At 35.7% G+C, this 15,404-nt stretch carries 17 protein-coding genes; 6 read left to right on the forward strand and 11 right to left on the reverse strand.

Annotated features, from left to right (window positions below; translation table 11 throughout):
- Positions 1-7: 7 nt before the first annotated feature.
- Positions 8-1,330 carry an MFS transporter gene (locus ACIQXI_RS12865; RefSeq protein WP_402925311.1) on the reverse strand — a complete coding sequence of 441 codons (1,323 nt, stop codon included), beginning with the start codon at positions 1,328-1,330 and terminating at the stop codon, positions 8-10.
- Positions 1,331-1,545: 215 nt separating this feature from the next.
- On the reverse strand, positions 1,546-1,866 hold the full coding sequence (locus ACIQXI_RS12870; protein ID WP_402925314.1) for a winged helix-turn-helix transcriptional regulator: 321 nt from the start codon (positions 1,864-1,866) through the stop codon (positions 1,546-1,548).
- A 154-nt stretch (positions 1,867-2,020) separates the two neighbouring features.
- Here ACIQXI_RS12870 and ACIQXI_RS12875 point away from each other — a divergent pair, with 154 nt between their 5' ends.
- Positions 2,021-2,413 (forward strand): DoxX family protein, encoded by a 393-nt coding sequence (locus tag ACIQXI_RS12875; protein WP_402925316.1) that lies wholly within the window; start codon positions 2,021-2,023, stop codon positions 2,411-2,413.
- A gap of 112 nt (positions 2,414-2,525) precedes the next feature.
- Here the strand turns inward: ACIQXI_RS12875 and ACIQXI_RS12880 are convergent, their stop codons facing one another.
- The 3 genes from ACIQXI_RS12880 to ACIQXI_RS12890 form a co-directional block, all read right to left on the reverse strand.
- Positions 2,526-3,392, reverse strand: coding sequence for an NAD(P)-dependent oxidoreductase (locus ACIQXI_RS12880; protein ID WP_402925318.1), 867 nt, complete (start codon positions 3,390-3,392; stop codon positions 2,526-2,528).
- Positions 3,393-3,725: 333 nt separating this feature from the next.
- Positions 3,726-3,917 carry a Spo0E family sporulation regulatory protein-aspartic acid phosphatase gene (locus tag ACIQXI_RS12885; RefSeq protein WP_402925321.1) on the reverse strand — a complete coding sequence of 64 codons (192 nt, stop codon included), beginning with the start codon at positions 3,915-3,917 and terminating at the stop codon, positions 3,726-3,728.
- 94 nt (positions 3,918-4,011) lie between these two features.
- Complete coding sequence (locus ACIQXI_RS12890; protein ID WP_402925323.1) at positions 4,012-4,200, reverse strand: hypothetical protein; 189 nt, start codon at positions 4,198-4,200, stop codon at positions 4,012-4,014.
- A 126-nt stretch (positions 4,201-4,326) separates the two neighbouring features.
- Here ACIQXI_RS12890 and ACIQXI_RS12895 point away from each other — a divergent pair, with 126 nt between their 5' ends.
- The 3 genes from ACIQXI_RS12895 (at position 4,327) to ACIQXI_RS12905 (ending at position 5,947) form a co-directional block, all read left to right on the forward strand.
- Complete coding sequence (locus tag ACIQXI_RS12895; RefSeq protein ID WP_402925325.1) at positions 4,327-4,515, forward strand: YkvS family protein; 189 nt, start codon at positions 4,327-4,329, stop codon at positions 4,513-4,515.
- An 80-nt stretch (positions 4,516-4,595) separates the two neighbouring features.
- The gene (locus ACIQXI_RS12900; RefSeq protein ID WP_402925328.1) at positions 4,596-5,213 is read left to right on the forward strand and encodes a CPBP family intramembrane glutamic endopeptidase; all 618 of its coding nucleotides are present in this window, start codon (positions 4,596-4,598) and stop codon (positions 5,211-5,213) included.
- Between the two features lie 62 nt (positions 5,214-5,275).
- Positions 5,276-5,947: a hypothetical protein gene (locus ACIQXI_RS12905; protein ID WP_402925331.1), complete on the forward strand. Its 672-nt coding sequence runs from the start codon at positions 5,276-5,278 to the stop codon at positions 5,945-5,947.
- Positions 5,948-6,162: 215 nt separating this feature from the next.
- On the opposite strand, the gene ACIQXI_RS12910 is transcribed toward ACIQXI_RS12905, so the two are convergent.
- Both ACIQXI_RS12910 and ACIQXI_RS12915 read right to left on the reverse strand, forming a co-directional pair.
- Complete coding sequence (locus ACIQXI_RS12910) at positions 6,163-6,609, reverse strand: MarR family winged helix-turn-helix transcriptional regulator (RefSeq protein ID WP_402925334.1); 447 nt, start codon at positions 6,607-6,609, stop codon at positions 6,163-6,165.
- 99 nt (positions 6,610-6,708) lie between these two features.
- Positions 6,709-8,076 (reverse strand): PAS domain-containing sensor histidine kinase, encoded by a 1,368-nt coding sequence (locus ACIQXI_RS12915; RefSeq protein WP_402925337.1) that lies wholly within the window; start codon positions 8,074-8,076, stop codon positions 6,709-6,711.
- Between the two features lie 310 nt (positions 8,077-8,386).
- Between ACIQXI_RS12915 and ACIQXI_RS12920 the strand changes: the two genes are divergently transcribed.
- Entirely contained in the window at positions 8,387-10,126 is a 1,740-nt protein-coding gene (locus ACIQXI_RS12920; protein ID WP_402925340.1) for a B12-binding domain-containing radical SAM protein, read from the forward strand.
- A gap of 468 nt (positions 10,127-10,594) precedes the next feature.
- On the opposite strand, the gene ACIQXI_RS12925 is transcribed toward ACIQXI_RS12920, so the two are convergent.
- The gene (locus ACIQXI_RS12925; RefSeq protein ID WP_402925343.1) at positions 10,595-10,753 is read right to left on the reverse strand and encodes a hypothetical protein; all 159 of its coding nucleotides are present in this window, start codon (positions 10,751-10,753) and stop codon (positions 10,595-10,597) included.
- A 275-nt stretch (positions 10,754-11,028) separates the two neighbouring features.
- Between ACIQXI_RS12925 and ACIQXI_RS12930 the strand changes: the two genes are divergently transcribed.
- Positions 11,029-11,541: a DUF3231 family protein gene (locus ACIQXI_RS12930; RefSeq protein ID WP_402925345.1), complete on the forward strand. Its 513-nt coding sequence runs from the start codon at positions 11,029-11,031 to the stop codon at positions 11,539-11,541.
- 72 nt (positions 11,542-11,613) lie between these two features.
- Here the strand turns inward: ACIQXI_RS12930 and ACIQXI_RS12935 are convergent, their stop codons facing one another.
- The 3 genes from ACIQXI_RS12935 to ACIQXI_RS12945 all read right to left on the reverse strand — a co-directional run bounded on the left by ACIQXI_RS12935 (position 11,614) and on the right by ACIQXI_RS12945 (position 15,391).
- On the reverse strand, positions 11,614-12,969 hold the full coding sequence (locus ACIQXI_RS12935) for a TrkH family potassium uptake protein (RefSeq protein WP_402925347.1): 1,356 nt from the start codon (positions 12,967-12,969) through the stop codon (positions 11,614-11,616).
- Positions 12,970-13,206: 237 nt separating this feature from the next.
- The gene (locus tag ACIQXI_RS12940; RefSeq protein ID WP_402925349.1) at positions 13,207-13,977 is read right to left on the reverse strand and encodes a TerC family protein; all 771 of its coding nucleotides are present in this window, start codon (positions 13,975-13,977) and stop codon (positions 13,207-13,209) included.
- Positions 13,978-14,305: 328 nt separating this feature from the next.
- A complete protein-coding gene (locus ACIQXI_RS12945; RefSeq protein WP_402925352.1) occupies positions 14,306-15,391 on the reverse strand; it encodes an SDR family oxidoreductase in 1,086 nt (361 codons plus the stop codon).
- Positions 15,392-15,404 lie beyond the last annotated feature (13 nt).

Below are 15,404 nucleotides of genomic sequence, written 5' to 3' on the forward strand. Positions count from 1 at the left end.
AAATCTCCTACTTGCTATTTCCATTATTATCATGAACTTTTAGATGCACGAATAATCCAATTACTGTCATTAATATTAATGTTGATAATGCTACTCGGCTTGCTAATGTACCATAATCTTTCATCCATAATGTAACCGTTCCATAAACAGCTGGTCCGATAATAGATGAAACTTTTCCAGAGAAGGCAAATAGACCAAAAAACTGACCTCGTTTATCATCTGGAGATAACTCAATAATAAAGGTTCTTGATGTAACCCACATCGAACCTAACGAAATACCAAACATACTGCCGGCAATCCAAAACATCCACTGCTCTGTTGCAAAAACAGCGAAGGTAAGTGCGACAATCATTAATAACGCAACAATCGTAATTGCTCGTTTGGCGCCAATTGCTTTTGTAATATAGCCAAAGGCAAGTGAGCCGATAATAGTCGATACGGTAGACACTAAATAGAGAATGATAAATTGACCAGATGAAAAGCCAACAATCGTTGTTGCATAAACTGCCATCATGGCAATTGTCGTAGCAATAGCATCATTTAAGAAGAAGTATGCAATCATAAACGTAAAAATCGCTTTATATTGCTTCATATCCTTAAAAGTACGCATAATCTCCTTATAGCCATCAAAAAACGTTGTCGTCTTACGCTGTTCTTTTGGTATCGGCGTATCTTTATTTATGAAAAATAAGGGCAATGAAAATAATAAATATAAAATCGCTGTTGGTATAAATGCTCGGTGGAAATCACTATTCCCTACATATAAATAAACGAGCAACCCAAAAATAGTACCTAAGTAGCCAATAGCAACACCATAACCTGAGATAAAGGGCATTTCTTCTTTGGTGCCAAGATCCCCCATCATTGAATCATAGAATACGAGACTTGAATTAAAGAAAAACTTCGCAATAACAAAACTTGCGACGACTAAAAATAAACTCAGTGGTACCCCGGAATAAGTTGTTGTCGTTTCTAGATTTGCAAAAACGCCCATCATAAAAGTAAATAAAATTGAAATCGAGGCAAACCACACTATAAATCGTTTTTTATAACCTGTTTGATCAATCCATACACCGAACAGCGGCGAAAAAACGACTAGGAAAAAGCTTGCTAAAGCATTCGCATACGAAATAAATGTACTCGCTACTTGTTGCATAACTTCATTTGTCCCTAATACTTCGTCCATATAAAATGGGAAAAACACGGTATTAATATTCGAAGAAAATATTGTATTAGCAAAATCGTAAAATGCCCACGATAGTATTGGCAATGATAAATAGAGTGCTAGCTGACTGCGATGCTGTCGTTCCCCTACATGCCTTTGATTCATTCAATCCCTCCCTTTCTTTCTTATAATATTAAATTAATTCCTCCCTGTATTAAAAAATACCATTTGTTAAATTAAAAATAATATTATTTACAATATAACAGTATTTCTACTAAAACATAACTGCAAAATGACCATTAATTGGTTAATGTATGTCACCTATTTTCTTAAAAACTAAAAAAGATATCCAAGCCCCCTCGCTTGAATATCATTCTTAATTATTCCTCAGTAATCGTTACCCATTCCGAAGACCATTGTTCAATTGCTTTGAGCACAGGTGTGATGGCATAGCCTTTTTCAGTTAGCTCATATTCAATAACGACTGGTGTAGAAGGAATTACGGTGCGTAAAACGATTTCCTCACGCTCTAACTCTTTTAGTCGCTCTGTTAACACCCGACTACTAATATTCAACTGATTTTTAATCGCTGAATAGCGTTGTGGGCCATCCAGTAATTGATAAATAAGCAAAGTATTCCAACGATGATTCAATAGCATCAGTGCTTTTTCAAAGCGTGGACAAATAGTTTTTTGATTCAATTTACTCCCCTCCTTTATTACTAGTTCCTATTTAAGATTATAGCACCTTTTAAAAATCAGTTCTTAAAAACGATACTTAGTTACTTGACAAAAGTTGTTTTTGAAAATAAACTAAGTTACGAAATGTAAGTAAAGGAAAAGGAGTAATTACATTATGCAAAATATTGGTTCAACTATTTTACGTGTCGTGCTCGGCATCATTTTTGCAGTACATGGTTTCCAGAAATTCCAAGGAGGCATCAGTTACACAGCGGACTTCTTTACAAGTCTAGGTATACCATGTTTTATGGCGTATATCGTGGCGGCTATTGAATTAGTGGGTGGAGCTGCTCTTATATTAGGTTTAGCAACAAGAATTTTTGGTGTCTTACTAACAATGACAATGATTGTAGCTATTTTCACAGCAAAGCTTAGCATTGGCTTTATCGGAGCTGACGGCTTGGCTGGCTATGAACTAGATTTAGCCTTAGCAGCTATCGCTCTATACTTTGCACTTGCTGGGGCATCTCGCTTTTCTTTAGATGCCCAACTTTTTAGTAAAGAATAGAACGTTTTACGGGTGATGTCTCCTATTTTTCGGCCGATTCGTGGACTTTTGTGACGATAAAAAAAGTGTTAGATTGATAGTAGTCAATCTAACACTTTTCCCTCTTTACAATCTATTGATAATATTTCAGCAAAGCCTGCGTACCGTTTTCACCATAGCCTTCTGCGATTAGCTTGTCGTACATTTCATAAGCTAACGCTAGCCCTGGTAATGAAATACCCATTTTTTTTGATTCATCTAAAGCGATTTTCATATCCTTCACGAAATGTTTAATATAAAATCCAGGTGCAAAGTCTTCCTTTATCATACGTGGAGCTAAATTACTTAAAGACCAAGACCCCGCAGCACCTGAAGAGATGGATTGTAACACAGTAGACAAATCAAGCCCCGCTTTTAAGCCATATGCAAGCGACTCACAGACACCGATCATGCCTGAAGCAATAACAATTTGATTGCACATTTTAGCATGCTGTCCAGCACCTGCTTCACCTTGATAAACAATATTTGCACCAAATTGCTGCAATACTGGTGTCACACGATTAAAAGTATGAAGATCCCCACCAACCATAATGGACAAAGTACCATTTTGTGCGCCAACATCCCCACCAGACACAGGTGCATCTAATGCTGCTACTCCGATGCCTTGAGCATGTTGATAAATTTTCTTCGCTAAAGTGGGCTCAGATGTCGTCATATCAATCACAATATCGCCCTTCTTGGCAGTTTGAAATAAACCATTGTCACCGAAGTAAACTTCCTCCACGTCTGCTGGGTAGCCAACCATCGTTAGCGCTATATCCTTATCTTTAAACGCTTCTGCTGGTGAACTAGCCCAACTAGCTCCTAAAGCTACTAATGGCTCCGCTTTCTCTTTTGTACGAGTATAAACCGACACCTCATGACCATTTTGTAACAAGTGTTTAATAATACTAGCACCCATTACCCCTGTGCCAATAAATGCAATACGTTCTTTTCCCATATGTATTAACTCCCTTACTTATTTAATTTTTAAAAAAACAACGGCTACAAAGTGATGTCGGTCCACGTACAAGCAGCCCGTCACCTGTCGCGTAAGAGTCACCGCCATGCACTCTTTTCATTCTGTTTTTAGTGTAGTTGAATCAATTCAATAATTCAAACTCTTCTTACTACTTGTACTAATATTTCTATGTACAGCATATATACCGAATAAGTAAAAAAAAGAGAGCAGGTGATGGGAATCACTGCTCTAAAAGGGGGAAATGAGAATGTTGCTGTGTTCAAAATAAGTATTCCCCAGTAAGTTCATATTTAAACATCTAATCTATAGGTTTTACTCTGAATACTGAAACAAATCATCCTGATCTTCTTCTTCAAATGTTGTCTGTCTATAGTAAGTATTCATTAACTGATCTAGTCTGCGACTCAGTTGAATGGTTTTTGCATTCTGTAACCCGTTTTCCACACCTGAGCGAATCATCATTTCACGAGTTTGTTCCATTTGTTTCAAGAGTAGATTGACCATTCATACAACCCTCCAACATACAAATAATCATACCATTATTATACATTTATATTTCATTTCTTACAGCATTAAGTTCCGACAATGTTCGACAAAATTAACTTCTAGGAATTTCCAAATAAGTGTAAATAATAATCCCATTTTGTTTAGCTTCTCCTCTAAAGTGTTTAAACAATGGGTGTTTCACTAATACTTCCCGAAATTCATAAAATTGATCTTTAGTAATTTCTATACTCTGTAGTTCTCCGTTTTGTAATTGGTTAAGCATTTTTTCATATTGTTCCATGATTTTCTATTCCCTTCTCTTCCGTTATTTTGTGTATTAAATTATGAATTATTCAAAAAAGGCTTTACGTTTTCCTTTTTTTCATGCAAACTGTATATTATTAGTCGATGAAGGAGCTGACTGTCTGTGAAAATAGCTGAAGTTGGAAATATTATCGAGTTTAAAGATGGTTTGCAAGGTATTGTTGAAAAAGTAAATGAAAATTCGGTGATCGTTGATCTAACATATATGGAGAATTTTGATTCCCTAGAAATTGAAGAGAAAACGGTCGTCAACCATAAACGTTATAAAATCTTATATGCAAGTGAAGCTTAATAGTCTGAATAGTCCCTTTTTGTCTTAACAGATGATAAGGGACTATTTTTTTGGTAAAATTAAAGTATGGAGGTCGAATTATGCAAACAAATTCGAAACAAACAATAATATTACTCCTTTCTTTATTATTCGTTTATGGCATGCTTGCTTTTACTTTTGCCAACCCAGCTGTTTTTTGGTACTTGTATGCATTCACATTGCTCGTATGTATAGCGATCGCTATTCTTTCAGGTTCAATTGAAGATCAATTGCCAACTTGGAAATTTTTAATTTTCGGCATTGGATACGGAACAATCACCTATGGCATAATTCGTTTTGGTTATTGGCTTGCTCCATATATCAATGATGGACTAATCATGACAGTGAAAAAGTTTTTAACTGTTTACGGTCCTCAACATATTTGGCACTATATTTTACTTGTGTTTATTGTAGCCATTGGTGAAGAGCTATTTTGGCGTGGCTATGTACAACAACAACTGAAGCGTTTTATGCGCCCTGTTTTAGCAGTTATTGTAACAGCAATTTTATGTGCCATCTCGATTGCATTTAGTGGTTTTAAGCTAGGCATCATTGCAGCACTCGTAACAAGCCTAATTTGGGGCTTTATTTATGAATGGCGAAAAAGTATGCCGTTAGTTATTGTAGCCCATGTCGTTTTTGTACTATTATTGTTTTTAGTGTTACCTTTAACATCATAACAAAAAAAACTGGAAACATTTTATCTTTTATTAGCGTTTAATATAGAAAAGGAGGGCTTTTCATGCAAAAAAAATTATTTTCTATGCTTGCATTATTACTAACAGCTGTTATAGTCGTGGGGTGTAATACCTCTGACCAGACAGAACAAGCAGATGTAGAACAACAGGAACCAGCAAACTCTCAAAAACCATCTGATAATGAAACTGCAGGCGACGACAAGCAAGAAACGCCTACAACAGATGCTACACAAACGGAAACACCAGCTACACCACAGCAAGAAGTGCAATATGTACAAAATGGTGTTGACAAAAAAGAGACAGCATCGGAAGCTAAAAGCGAAGCTCAAGGTTACAAATTCCAACAATTACCTGAATTTAAGCTTTCTCAAGAGGAACCTGGAAAAGATATGTTAGTATCAAATGCTGATGATGAAGTATTTATGCGTATCGAAACAACAAACACTTCTGAAACAAACTATGATGCAGTGAAAACATCTATGCAAGACTACATGAATGCTGTTGGAAGTCCAGTAGCATTATCACCTGAAGAACTTTCTGCATTTAAAGATATTAAAAATATCGAAGGCTATGTTGTAGACTTCGATACTGAAAAAGTTATTGGGGTAGTTTTTGAAAAAGATGGTCTTATTACAAAATTAACGATTCATGATAATGATGAACAAGATTTAACAGCTGCTATGCTTGCAATGGCGGCTACTATTTCTAAAAAATAGGCGTAATCTTTGAAAGGCTTTAGATTTAATTCTAAAGCCTTTCTTTTATTTTCCAACAAAAACTATCGAACGTATTATTAAACCCTTTAAAACGATTGCTAACGGTGAAAAACAGCTATTACAATGATCATCCACACCTACAACAAGTGAAGTCTTCCTCATTATCGAACAGAAAGAAAAAAGGTTGCCTCAAAATCCATTTGAGACAACTCTTTTTAATAAGACAAATCTTTAATTGAAAGCCCTAATTTTTTTAATAACGTAATGGCTTCATCTTTTTCTTCGACTGATAAAGCACTCATCAATTCATGTAAATGTTGTTCATGCTTTGGAAATAGTTCGCCCATAAACGCTTCACCTTCCGCTGTAATTTCTGCATAGGTAACGCGACGATCTGATGGACAGGAAACCCGTAAAAGATAACCTCTTTTTTCAAGCTTATCAATTACATACGTAATAGACCCACTGGCAAGTAAAATTTTATTACCAATTTGCTGTAATGGTTGTCTACCTTTATGATAAAGAAGTTCCAAAACCGCAAATTCAGTTGGATTCAAGCCATTTTCTTGAAAAAAATGGTTTGTCATCTCATTAATTGCTTTATGGGCACGGGATAATACAATATATAATTTTAAAGTTTGCTTTAAATCTTCTGACGTCATAGCCTAGTCCTCTCAATTCGCTCTTTATAACTGTCATTATAGCGACTTTTGAAAAGCATTGTCAAAAGCATTCAATAATAAGTCTATTGAAAGGTCAATTTATGTTACTAAATAAGCAGCATCTTTTGCAGGAACTTCTAATGGGTCCATTTGATTGTATGTGTAAACAGGGAACTGCATATGGAAGCATGTCCCCTTCTGCACTTCACTTTGTACGCCAATAATGCCTTCATGCTCTTCGATGACCTTTTTCACGAAAGCAAGGCCTAGTCCTGTCCCTGTTGACTTTGTCGTGTAAAAAGGTTGGAATAAATTTTGAATTGTATTACTATCCATTCCACTGCCTTCGTCTTTAATTGTTAATTCTACAATCGTACAGTCAATAACATTCATTTCAACCGTAATTGTGCCACCATTATTCATTGCTTCCATGGCATTTTTAATAAGGTTCATAAACACTTGCTTTAAACGATTTTCATTGCCACCAATGTAGACTTCAGTAGCTGACGGTATATATTGAATCATAATTTTTTTCATCAACGCATCAGGCAACATGAATTCAATCACTTGTTTTACAATGTGATCTAATTCGATTAACTCTACTTTCATAGTCGTTGGCTTGGACAATACTAATAGCTCGGATAAAATTTGCTCCATCCGCTGTAATTCACTATCAATAACAGATAAATACATGCGAGATTCCTCATCGGCGTTCAGCTTTAAAAGCTCAGTAAAACCTTTTAAAGATGTTAGTGGATTACGAATTTCATGAGCGATACTTGCCGCCATTTGTCCAACTACATTTAACGCTTCCTGATGTTCAACTTTATGTTGCAACTGCTTCTTCTCAGTTTCGTCATTAATAACCGTAATAATAATATTGTTATACTCATCGAAGACACTAGAGATTTCGTAGTAACAAGTTCTGCTTACTTGCGTTTCATCTACAACATGAATATTGGCATGCTTTTCACCCATCAATTTAGACAGATAGGTCGTAATTTGCCCATTTTTCATTGTAAACGAATCAAATATATGCTGATGTGCTTTATGAAGAAGTTGTGCTTTTTCTATTTTTAAATACATTTCTGCATATTTGTTTAAACCAAGAATAATCCCACTCGCATCACTCACAATAACAGCATAAGGTAAATGATCGTATGCACTGAAGGATTGAGATCGTTCCTGCTCCTTGCTAACATACAATTCTAGAGCTCTGTCGTTATTGATTGGTGATAGTTGTGCGACAATTTCTTCCGTGTTCGGATCATAAAAACATTTAAAATGCATCATTTCAAATTCATTATTATTTGTACGAATGTTAAAAATTTCTTCAGATCTTAACTCACATTGTAAGTTTTTTACGAAGTTTGCCCATTTCATATTGGATGGCTCGTCCATTGATATAAAGCCATGATAAGTTAAATTTAGGTTAAACAGATTAATAGCTGCCTCATTGCAATTCAAAATTTTTCCTGATTTATTGAGTATAAGTGTTGGTGACGAAGTACTTTTCATAAGATTTCCAAAACATTGATTTATATCATTTTGCTTCAACTTTCTCACCGAACCTTTCAAAAGAGTAAAAAACCTCTCATTCAAATTTTGAGCCTTTACTATACTTTATGACTGTACGATTCTATTATTACAAAATTTAGTAAATTTAAGTATTTAAAATTATTTCACGAACTGTTTGCAAAATAAATAGGTCTAAAGAATTATATTGTTTGTCAGCTACTTGACTGTTACAATTAGAAATTGAAAGGAAGATTACTGCATGAATACTATTTTAACTACATTAAACGCAAAGTATATTCACACAAATTTAGCATTGCGTTATTTAAAATCTGCTGCTTTACCTGAATACAATCCAGTCATTGCAGAATACACAATTAAAGACCCTGCATTTAATATTGTATCAGATTTATTTCAAAAAAACCCCGATATCGTAGGATTCAGTTGCTATATTTGGAATATTGAAGAAACAATTCACGTTATCAAAATGTTAAAAACGGTTTGTCCGAATGTTAAAATTTTGCTAGGTGGTCCTGAAGTATCTTACGATGTCCACCATTGGTTACGTCGAATTGAGGAAGTTGATTTCATTGTAATGGGCGAAGGAGAAACTTCATTTAAGCAGTTACTACGTCATTTACATGGTGAAATTCCATTAGAGGATGTACCAGGTATTTGTTACTTAGAGGACGGAAAAGTTCGTATTCACGCGCAAGCACCTAAAATTGACTTACGCGAATTACCCAGTCCATTCCGTTTTGAAGAAGATCTTCCACATCTAGGAAAGCGAATCCAATATATAGAGACAAGCCGTGGCTGCCCGTTCAGCTGTCAATTTTGCCTATCTTCTATTGAAGTTGGCGTGCGCTACTTTAATAGAGAAAGTATAAAGGAAGATATTCGTTATCTGATGAATAATGGAGCTCGGACGATTAAATTTGTCGATCGTACATTTAATATTAGCCGTAGCTATGCAATGGAAATGTTCCAGTTTTTAATAGATGAACATCAGCCAGGTGTTGTTTTCCAATTTGAAATTACAGCCGATATTATGCGGCCTGAAGTCATTCAATTTTTAAACGACAATGCACCTAAAGGGCTTTTCCGCTTTGAAATAGGTGTGCAATCGACCAACGATTTAACTAATACGCTCGTACAGCGCCGTCAAAATTTTGAAAAACTAACACGCACAGTAACAATGGTCAAAGATGGTGGTAAGATTGATCAGCATTTAGATTTAATTGCCGGTCTACCAGAAGAAGATTATAGTAGCTTCCGTCAAACGTTTAATGATGTTTTTGCTATGCGTCCTGAAGAATTACAGTTAGGCTTTTTAAAGCTATTGCGTGGGACTGGGCTTCGTTTAGAGGCTAAAAAATTTGGTTATACCTATGTGGATTTAGCTCCCTATGAAATCTTTTCAAACAATGTTTTAACCTTTGATGATATCGTCCGCATTAAACATGCAGAAGATGTACTCGAAAAATATTGGAATGACCATCGAATGGATCAAACGATTGAATACTTAGTAACTGAAGTATTTGACACGCCATTTGATTTCTTCCAAAACTTTGGAACGTATTGGGAAACAAAAGGCTGGTCACGTATCGGTCATCAGTTAGAGGATTTATTCCGCCGTTTACTGGAATTTTTAGAGACAGTGGAAGGTGCCAATTTACAAATTATTCAAAGCTTAATGCAGCTTGATTATTTACAGGCACAGCAATTCCAGCCACGTAAATTATGGTGGAAAGAGCGTCCAACTGAAGAACAGCAAAAAGCACTTTATGCCGTATTACGCGAAAACCCTGACATTGCCGGTAAAGAATTTGCGGAATTTAACTTAACAGAAAAAGAATTGTTTAAGCATACGCTTATTATTCCGCATTACTTGGACTATGAGAATTTCTCAAATGGCAAAATTGTACAAAAAAGCGGTTATCTTTTAACCTACTTCCGTCACGGTCAAGCTCCATACTTTGCAACAATCCCTTCACTTTAATAATAAAGCGCTATTCTCTTAAAATAATTTAATGAATAGCGCTTTTTTATATTGGATAGAAAAAAAGTTGCCTTACTAAACTGTTTTCAATCTTTCGTATCATCAACTATTACCCGAATAATGGTCTCTAATAGTGTTAGTAAAGGCCTCACATTGAACGACGAAATTAATAGTTCAAATATCCTTTAAATCATAAAAACACAACAGGTAAATAATACCTATAAAGTCGCATTATAAATCAGGATAATTTTTTGTAAATTTTCTTAATTTTTAGATATTTTACAATTAAACTAATTTTTTTCTACTGTTTCTTTTTTCGTTTATAGCCTTAGTTTATTTTAAAGTGCTGTTTAAAGGCTCCTAAAAAATAGATTAACGCTCTATTTTTTGTGGTTTATATTGAACGATCACTAATTATATATTAAATACTAAATACTATATAATAGAAGAAAGTCATCAGTTCTTAAGCTATAAAGTACGTCTGACAACTGCAATTAGCAATCCTAATGCTTCACTATCAGACATGCTGCCTACTCGATCACTGTAATCAATTTTCATAATACCGCGTTTATGTGTTTCTTTTAATAAGTCCTTTAAATCTTGTTTAGCTGTGCTCGTAAGTGTCATATTGTAGTTCTCCTTTTATTTCTTTTCATTACTGGGTCACTTTTGCAATTTCTTCAACTAGCAAGTGCGCCTCAGTCGTATTAATTGTGGTAATTGTTCTATAACCACTCACAATTTGTTGTACCCGGTTAATAACAGCAGTAAACTTTTTTCGTTGAATTTTTCTATTAAAAATTTTTCTATATCTGCTTTAGTAAATTTTATTACGAATTAAATTTCGAATTTCATCCATACTAACTTTGTTTGAAAAATCAAAGAAAAGAGGATGTACAACTATGGGAATACTAGGTGGAAATCCAAAAGATGAGCCGTTACATTACGGTGAAGTTTTTGGAATTTGGACTAATTTAGCCGCTGATTATGGCTTAATTGCTGGATATCAAACATTTTACAATCATACGGGTGATGATGATCTTCGAAAAATTATTGAAGATATTATCCAAGTATTAAGAGACGAAGTAAAACAGTTAGAAAAAATACTCAAAACAAATGGTGTAGGTTTACCTCCTGCTCCACCCGAGAGACCTGTAGCGAGATTAGAAGATATTCCGCCAGGTGCAAGAGTGAATGACCCTGAAATTAGTGCTGCCCTATCTGCAGATTTAGCTGCTGGATTAGTTGCATGTAGTCAAGCAATGGGCATGTCGACTAGAGAAGATATCGCCTTGATGTACGGTCAATTCCACATGAACAAAGCCCAATTAGGTGCTAAATTGTTACGTTTAAACAAAAATAAAGGCTGGCTCGTGCCACCGCCATTGCATGTAAATTATCCTGAAAAGGACTAAATAAATTAGGATATCAACTACAAAGAAAAAAGTGTTAGATTGAGTTCAATCTAACACTTTTTTCTTTTGACTTTACCCGATAATAACACGCTCTTTCGGGTAGTGGTATTTTGATTTTTTACCTCTTCCACCTCCACCGAGTGAATACAGGAAGGAAATTAAACCTACACGTCCTATGAACATTAAAATGATAATAATGATTTTACCAACTACCGACAAGTCTGAAGTAATGCCTAAAGACATACCACATGTTCCGAATGCCGATGTAATTTCAAATATTATTTGTATAAGTGTCGCATGTGGCTCCGTAATAAGAAGGATAATAGTAGCGATTAGCACCATGAAACAAGCTACTAAAATAACGACGAATGCTCGGAAGACATCGATTAAATGGATTTCCCGACCGAATATTTGAATATCTTCTCTTCCCCTAGCAAACGTGATTAAAAATAAAATCGCAATGGCGAAAGTCGTCGTCCGTATCCCGCCTCCAACAGAACTCGGAGATGAACCAATAAACATGAGGAAACTCATAAAAATATCTGTCGCCTCACTGAAGGAAGTTACATCATATGTTGTAAGCCCCGCAGAACGTGTCGATACAGAATGGAACATCGCTGAAAAAATTGCCTCATGCCATTGCATCCCTTTAAAGGAGTGGAATGACTCAAGCACTAAAATAACAAGTGCACCGACGATAAATAAAATCGCATAGGTAGTTGTCGTTATTTTTGTAAAAAGGCTAAAACGGAAATTAGTGTGTCGATTCAATAAAAATGTTTTAATTTCGACAAGTACAGGGAAGCCAATAGCTCCTAACACAATCAATACCATTGTTATTAGTTGGACAAAGTAGTCATTGTGGAACGGCAATAAACTCATTCCCGTAATATCAAAGCCACCATTTGTCGTAGCTGAAACAGAAGCAAAGACACCGTGTATAAGCGCTTCTTTAAATGTATCGAAATAATTCATAAAATGCGCAGTTAAAATAATGGCTCCTGCTAATTCTATGCCGATTAATATTTTCAATATTTCTCGGATTAATTGCACAACGCCCGATAAATTATATTGATTATGATCAATCATAATTAATTGGCGTTCACGCATGCCTATTTTTTTGCCGACAAGCAACCAAACAAAGGTACCAAGCGACATAATACCAATTGCTCCAAGCTGTAAAATAACAAGGACCATTACAAGTCCAAATGTTGTATACGTCTCTGAAATGTTAAACGTCGTTAAACCCGTAACACTAACAGCACTTACTGCCGTAAATAAGCTATCTAATAATGATACTTTTACGCCTGCTTGATGGACGCCAGGAAGTCGTAACAATAGGAAGGAAATTGCTATTGCTATGAAATAATAAGACACAAGTGCCTGAAACGGTGTGATTAGTTTATTTGATGATTTTTTCCAAGGCACCCCATCAGCTCCTTCCATTCATAATGCCAAACTTGATAGATATTAGTATAGAAAAAATCGATAAAAAAAGAAAGGGTCTGTTCTATACAGTATAAAATTAGCTATTGCGAGCTATTTATTCAATATAAAGCAAAAATCCGCAAAACTTTTTGCAGAACAAGCGAGCGGTACGGCTCGTGCCTTGCCCACAGAAAGCAATGCGGAAATAATAGCTACGGTTTAAACTTTTACAAAAGATTAACCGTTATTGTGATTTTTTTTATTACGTACGCCGACTAAATAACCGACAAATGCGATGCCTACTAACACAATCCAGAAAGTTAATTCCCAGCCTGTTGAATGCGGGAATTCTTTAGGTAAAATCCCCACTTTTTCATGAGCTAATGTTAATACAGCAAGTTTTACCCCTACCCAACCAACAATTAAAAATGCTGCTGTTTCAAGTGAAGGATAGTCATTTAACACTTTCACAAACCATTGTGCTGCAAAACGCATCATAATAACACCGATAAAGCCGCCTAATAGCATAATAATAAATTGCCCACCATTAATGCCGCCAATATCGAAATTACCTAGGTGTGGTAGTGTCACAGCAATGGCAACCGCAGCAAGCATAGAATCAATTGCAAACGCGATATCAGCTAGTTCAACTTTTAAGACTGTCATCCAAAAGCCTGATCCCTTTTTGGCAGCTGCTTCATCACTATCCTCTTCCTCATCTTTACCTTTTCTTAAATCATAAATATTTTTAGCTGACATAAACAATAGGTAGGCTGCTCCAACCGCCTGTATTTGCCAGTAATTAACTAATACCGTAATAACAAAGAGCGCAGAGAATCGGAATATTAATGCTCCAAATAATCCGTAGAAAAGTGCCTTTTTTTGTAGGTCCTGCGGTAAATGCTTCACCATAACAGCCATAACAACTGCGTTATCTGCTGCTAGTAATCCTTCTAATACAACTAGTACGATTAGTACCCAGCCATATTGTAATAATATTGCTTCCATCCTCTGTTCTTCCTCCTTTAAACTCTGTATACCCAAAATTGCGAACATTTACTAGTAAAATGAAAAAGAAAAGACCCCTGCCTGATGGAAGGCAAAGGTCTTGCTAAGCAAATTTCAATTTGTCACTTCTCTTATTACAGCTATCGGCCATTGCAAAGTAACACCATTTGCTATCACACCCGATGGTAAAAGCCATGTCTTGACGAATGTGAAATCAGATGCATCGCTCGCACCTGCTAGCTACTCCCCTTTAACAAAATGTCCAAGGATATTTCTTTTGTTCGTTTATTATAGCACTATCATTAAATGCTGACAAAGAAATCCAACATTATTTTATTTGAATATGATAGTTTTTATCCTCTTTATGAGCTAGATAAAAGTCCACCATCTTTGGCATCGTTTGGATAAAATCAGGGCATGTAATATTCCCCTTTTTCAGTATTGCGACCGCTTCTGTCGTATCAAAAACAGCTTGCCATGTTAAATAATCTAAAGTTTCTTGCTCGACCCCTAGCTTCTTGCGAACAAACGGCACTTGTAACGATTTTTTTGCTAACGCTAATGGTAAACGCCCTTTCGGATAATGATTCGTCACAATTTTCACCATCGTGCGATATACCTCTTGCACAGGATGTGGATTAGGATCTGTTAAATGCAATGTTTTTCCTTCTGCACTTTTGTCATCCATTAGAAAAGTGGCAGCATGTAAAATATAATCGATAGGCACAACATTTATCGCAGAGCTAGACACTCCTATATAGGGGATAAAAGGTAAACATTTTAATTTATCAACCATATTTAAGAAGAAATAGGGCCCATCAAATTTAATCGTTTCTCCTGTCTCGGAATGCCCTCTTACAATGCCTGGTCGAATAATGGTAATTGGTACTTCCGATTTTAAATCTTCTACACGAAGCTCTGCCTCAAATTTTGTTTCCTCATAATAGTTTTTAAAGGCATGCGGTCGAATTAATTCATTTTCAAGTATCCTTCCTTCGCGCGTCCCAGCAACATATGCTGTACTAAAATACATATAGCGCTGCAAGTGAGGCAGCGAGCGTACAAAGTCATTTACCATCGCCGTTCCATGGACATTAACTTTCCAAGCAAGATCGCGTGGAACAGCTAAATCATAAATAGCAGCTAAATGCCAGAACACTGCAATTTGTGGCAGGATATCTTGTACTACTTCATCGGTCAGCCCTAAATTCGGTAGCGTAATATCCCCTTCAACAATTTCTATTCTACAATGTGGATAATCCACTTCGATTTTGCCTTTTTCTATCATTGCTTTTGGATATTCCCCGGCTAAAACAATTGCTACAACTTTTTGCGTTTTACTTTTGCAAAATAACTCTCGTATTAATTGACTTGAAATAAACCCTGGAAACCCCGTAAAAAAATGCACACTCATATCCCGTATCCCC

This window comes from Lysinibacillus sp. NPDC097195 (genome assembly GCF_044762075.1).
In the GTDB taxonomy this organism is placed as follows: Bacteria; Bacillota; Bacilli; order Bacillales_A; family Planococcaceae; genus Lysinibacillus.

What these genes read in the sequence shown, in the direction of transcription:
- ACIQXI_RS12905 (WP_402925331.1), top strand. Translation starts at nt 5,276, where the DNA reads ATGCAAAAAAAATTATTTTCTATGCTTGCATTATTACTAACAGCTGTT.
- ACIQXI_RS12875 (WP_402925316.1), top strand. Translation starts at nt 2,021, where the DNA reads ATGCAAAATATTGGTTCAACTATTTTACGTGTCGTGCTCGGCATCATT.
- ACIQXI_RS12880 (WP_402925318.1), bottom strand. Translation starts at nt 3,392, where the DNA reads ATGGGAAAAGAACGTATTGCATTTATTGGCACAGGGGTAATGGGTGCT.
- ACIQXI_RS12900 (WP_402925328.1), top strand. Translation starts at nt 4,596, where the DNA reads ATGCAAACAAATTCGAAACAAACAATAATATTACTCCTTTCTTTATTA.
- ACIQXI_RS12925 (WP_402925343.1), bottom strand. Translation starts at nt 10,753, where the DNA reads ATGACACTTACGAGCACAGCTAAACAAGATTTAAAGGACTTATTAAAA.
- ACIQXI_RS12945 (WP_402925352.1), bottom strand. Translation starts at nt 15,391, where the DNA reads ATGAGTGTGCATTTTTTTACGGGGTTTCCAGGGTTTATTTCAAGTCAA.
- ACIQXI_RS12940 (WP_402925349.1), bottom strand. Translation starts at nt 13,977, where the DNA reads ATGGAAGCAATATTATTACAATATGGCTGGGTACTAATCGTACTAGTT.
- ACIQXI_RS12865 (WP_402925311.1), bottom strand. Translation starts at nt 1,330, where the DNA reads ATGAATCAAAGGCATGTAGGGGAACGACAGCATCGCAGTCAGCTAGCA.
- ACIQXI_RS12920 (WP_402925340.1), top strand. Translation starts at nt 8,387, where the DNA reads ATGAATACTATTTTAACTACATTAAACGCAAAGTATATTCACACAAAT.
- ACIQXI_RS12930 (WP_402925345.1), top strand. Translation starts at nt 11,029, where the DNA reads ATGGGAATACTAGGTGGAAATCCAAAAGATGAGCCGTTACATTACGGT.
- ACIQXI_RS12890 (WP_402925323.1), bottom strand. Translation starts at nt 4,200, where the DNA reads ATGGAACAATATGAAAAAATGCTTAACCAATTACAAAACGGAGAACTA.
- ACIQXI_RS12885 (WP_402925321.1), bottom strand. Translation starts at nt 3,917, where the DNA reads ATGGTCAATCTACTCTTGAAACAAATGGAACAAACTCGTGAAATGATG.
- ACIQXI_RS12910 (WP_402925334.1), bottom strand. Translation starts at nt 6,609, where the DNA reads ATGACGTCAGAAGATTTAAAGCAAACTTTAAAATTATATATTGTATTA.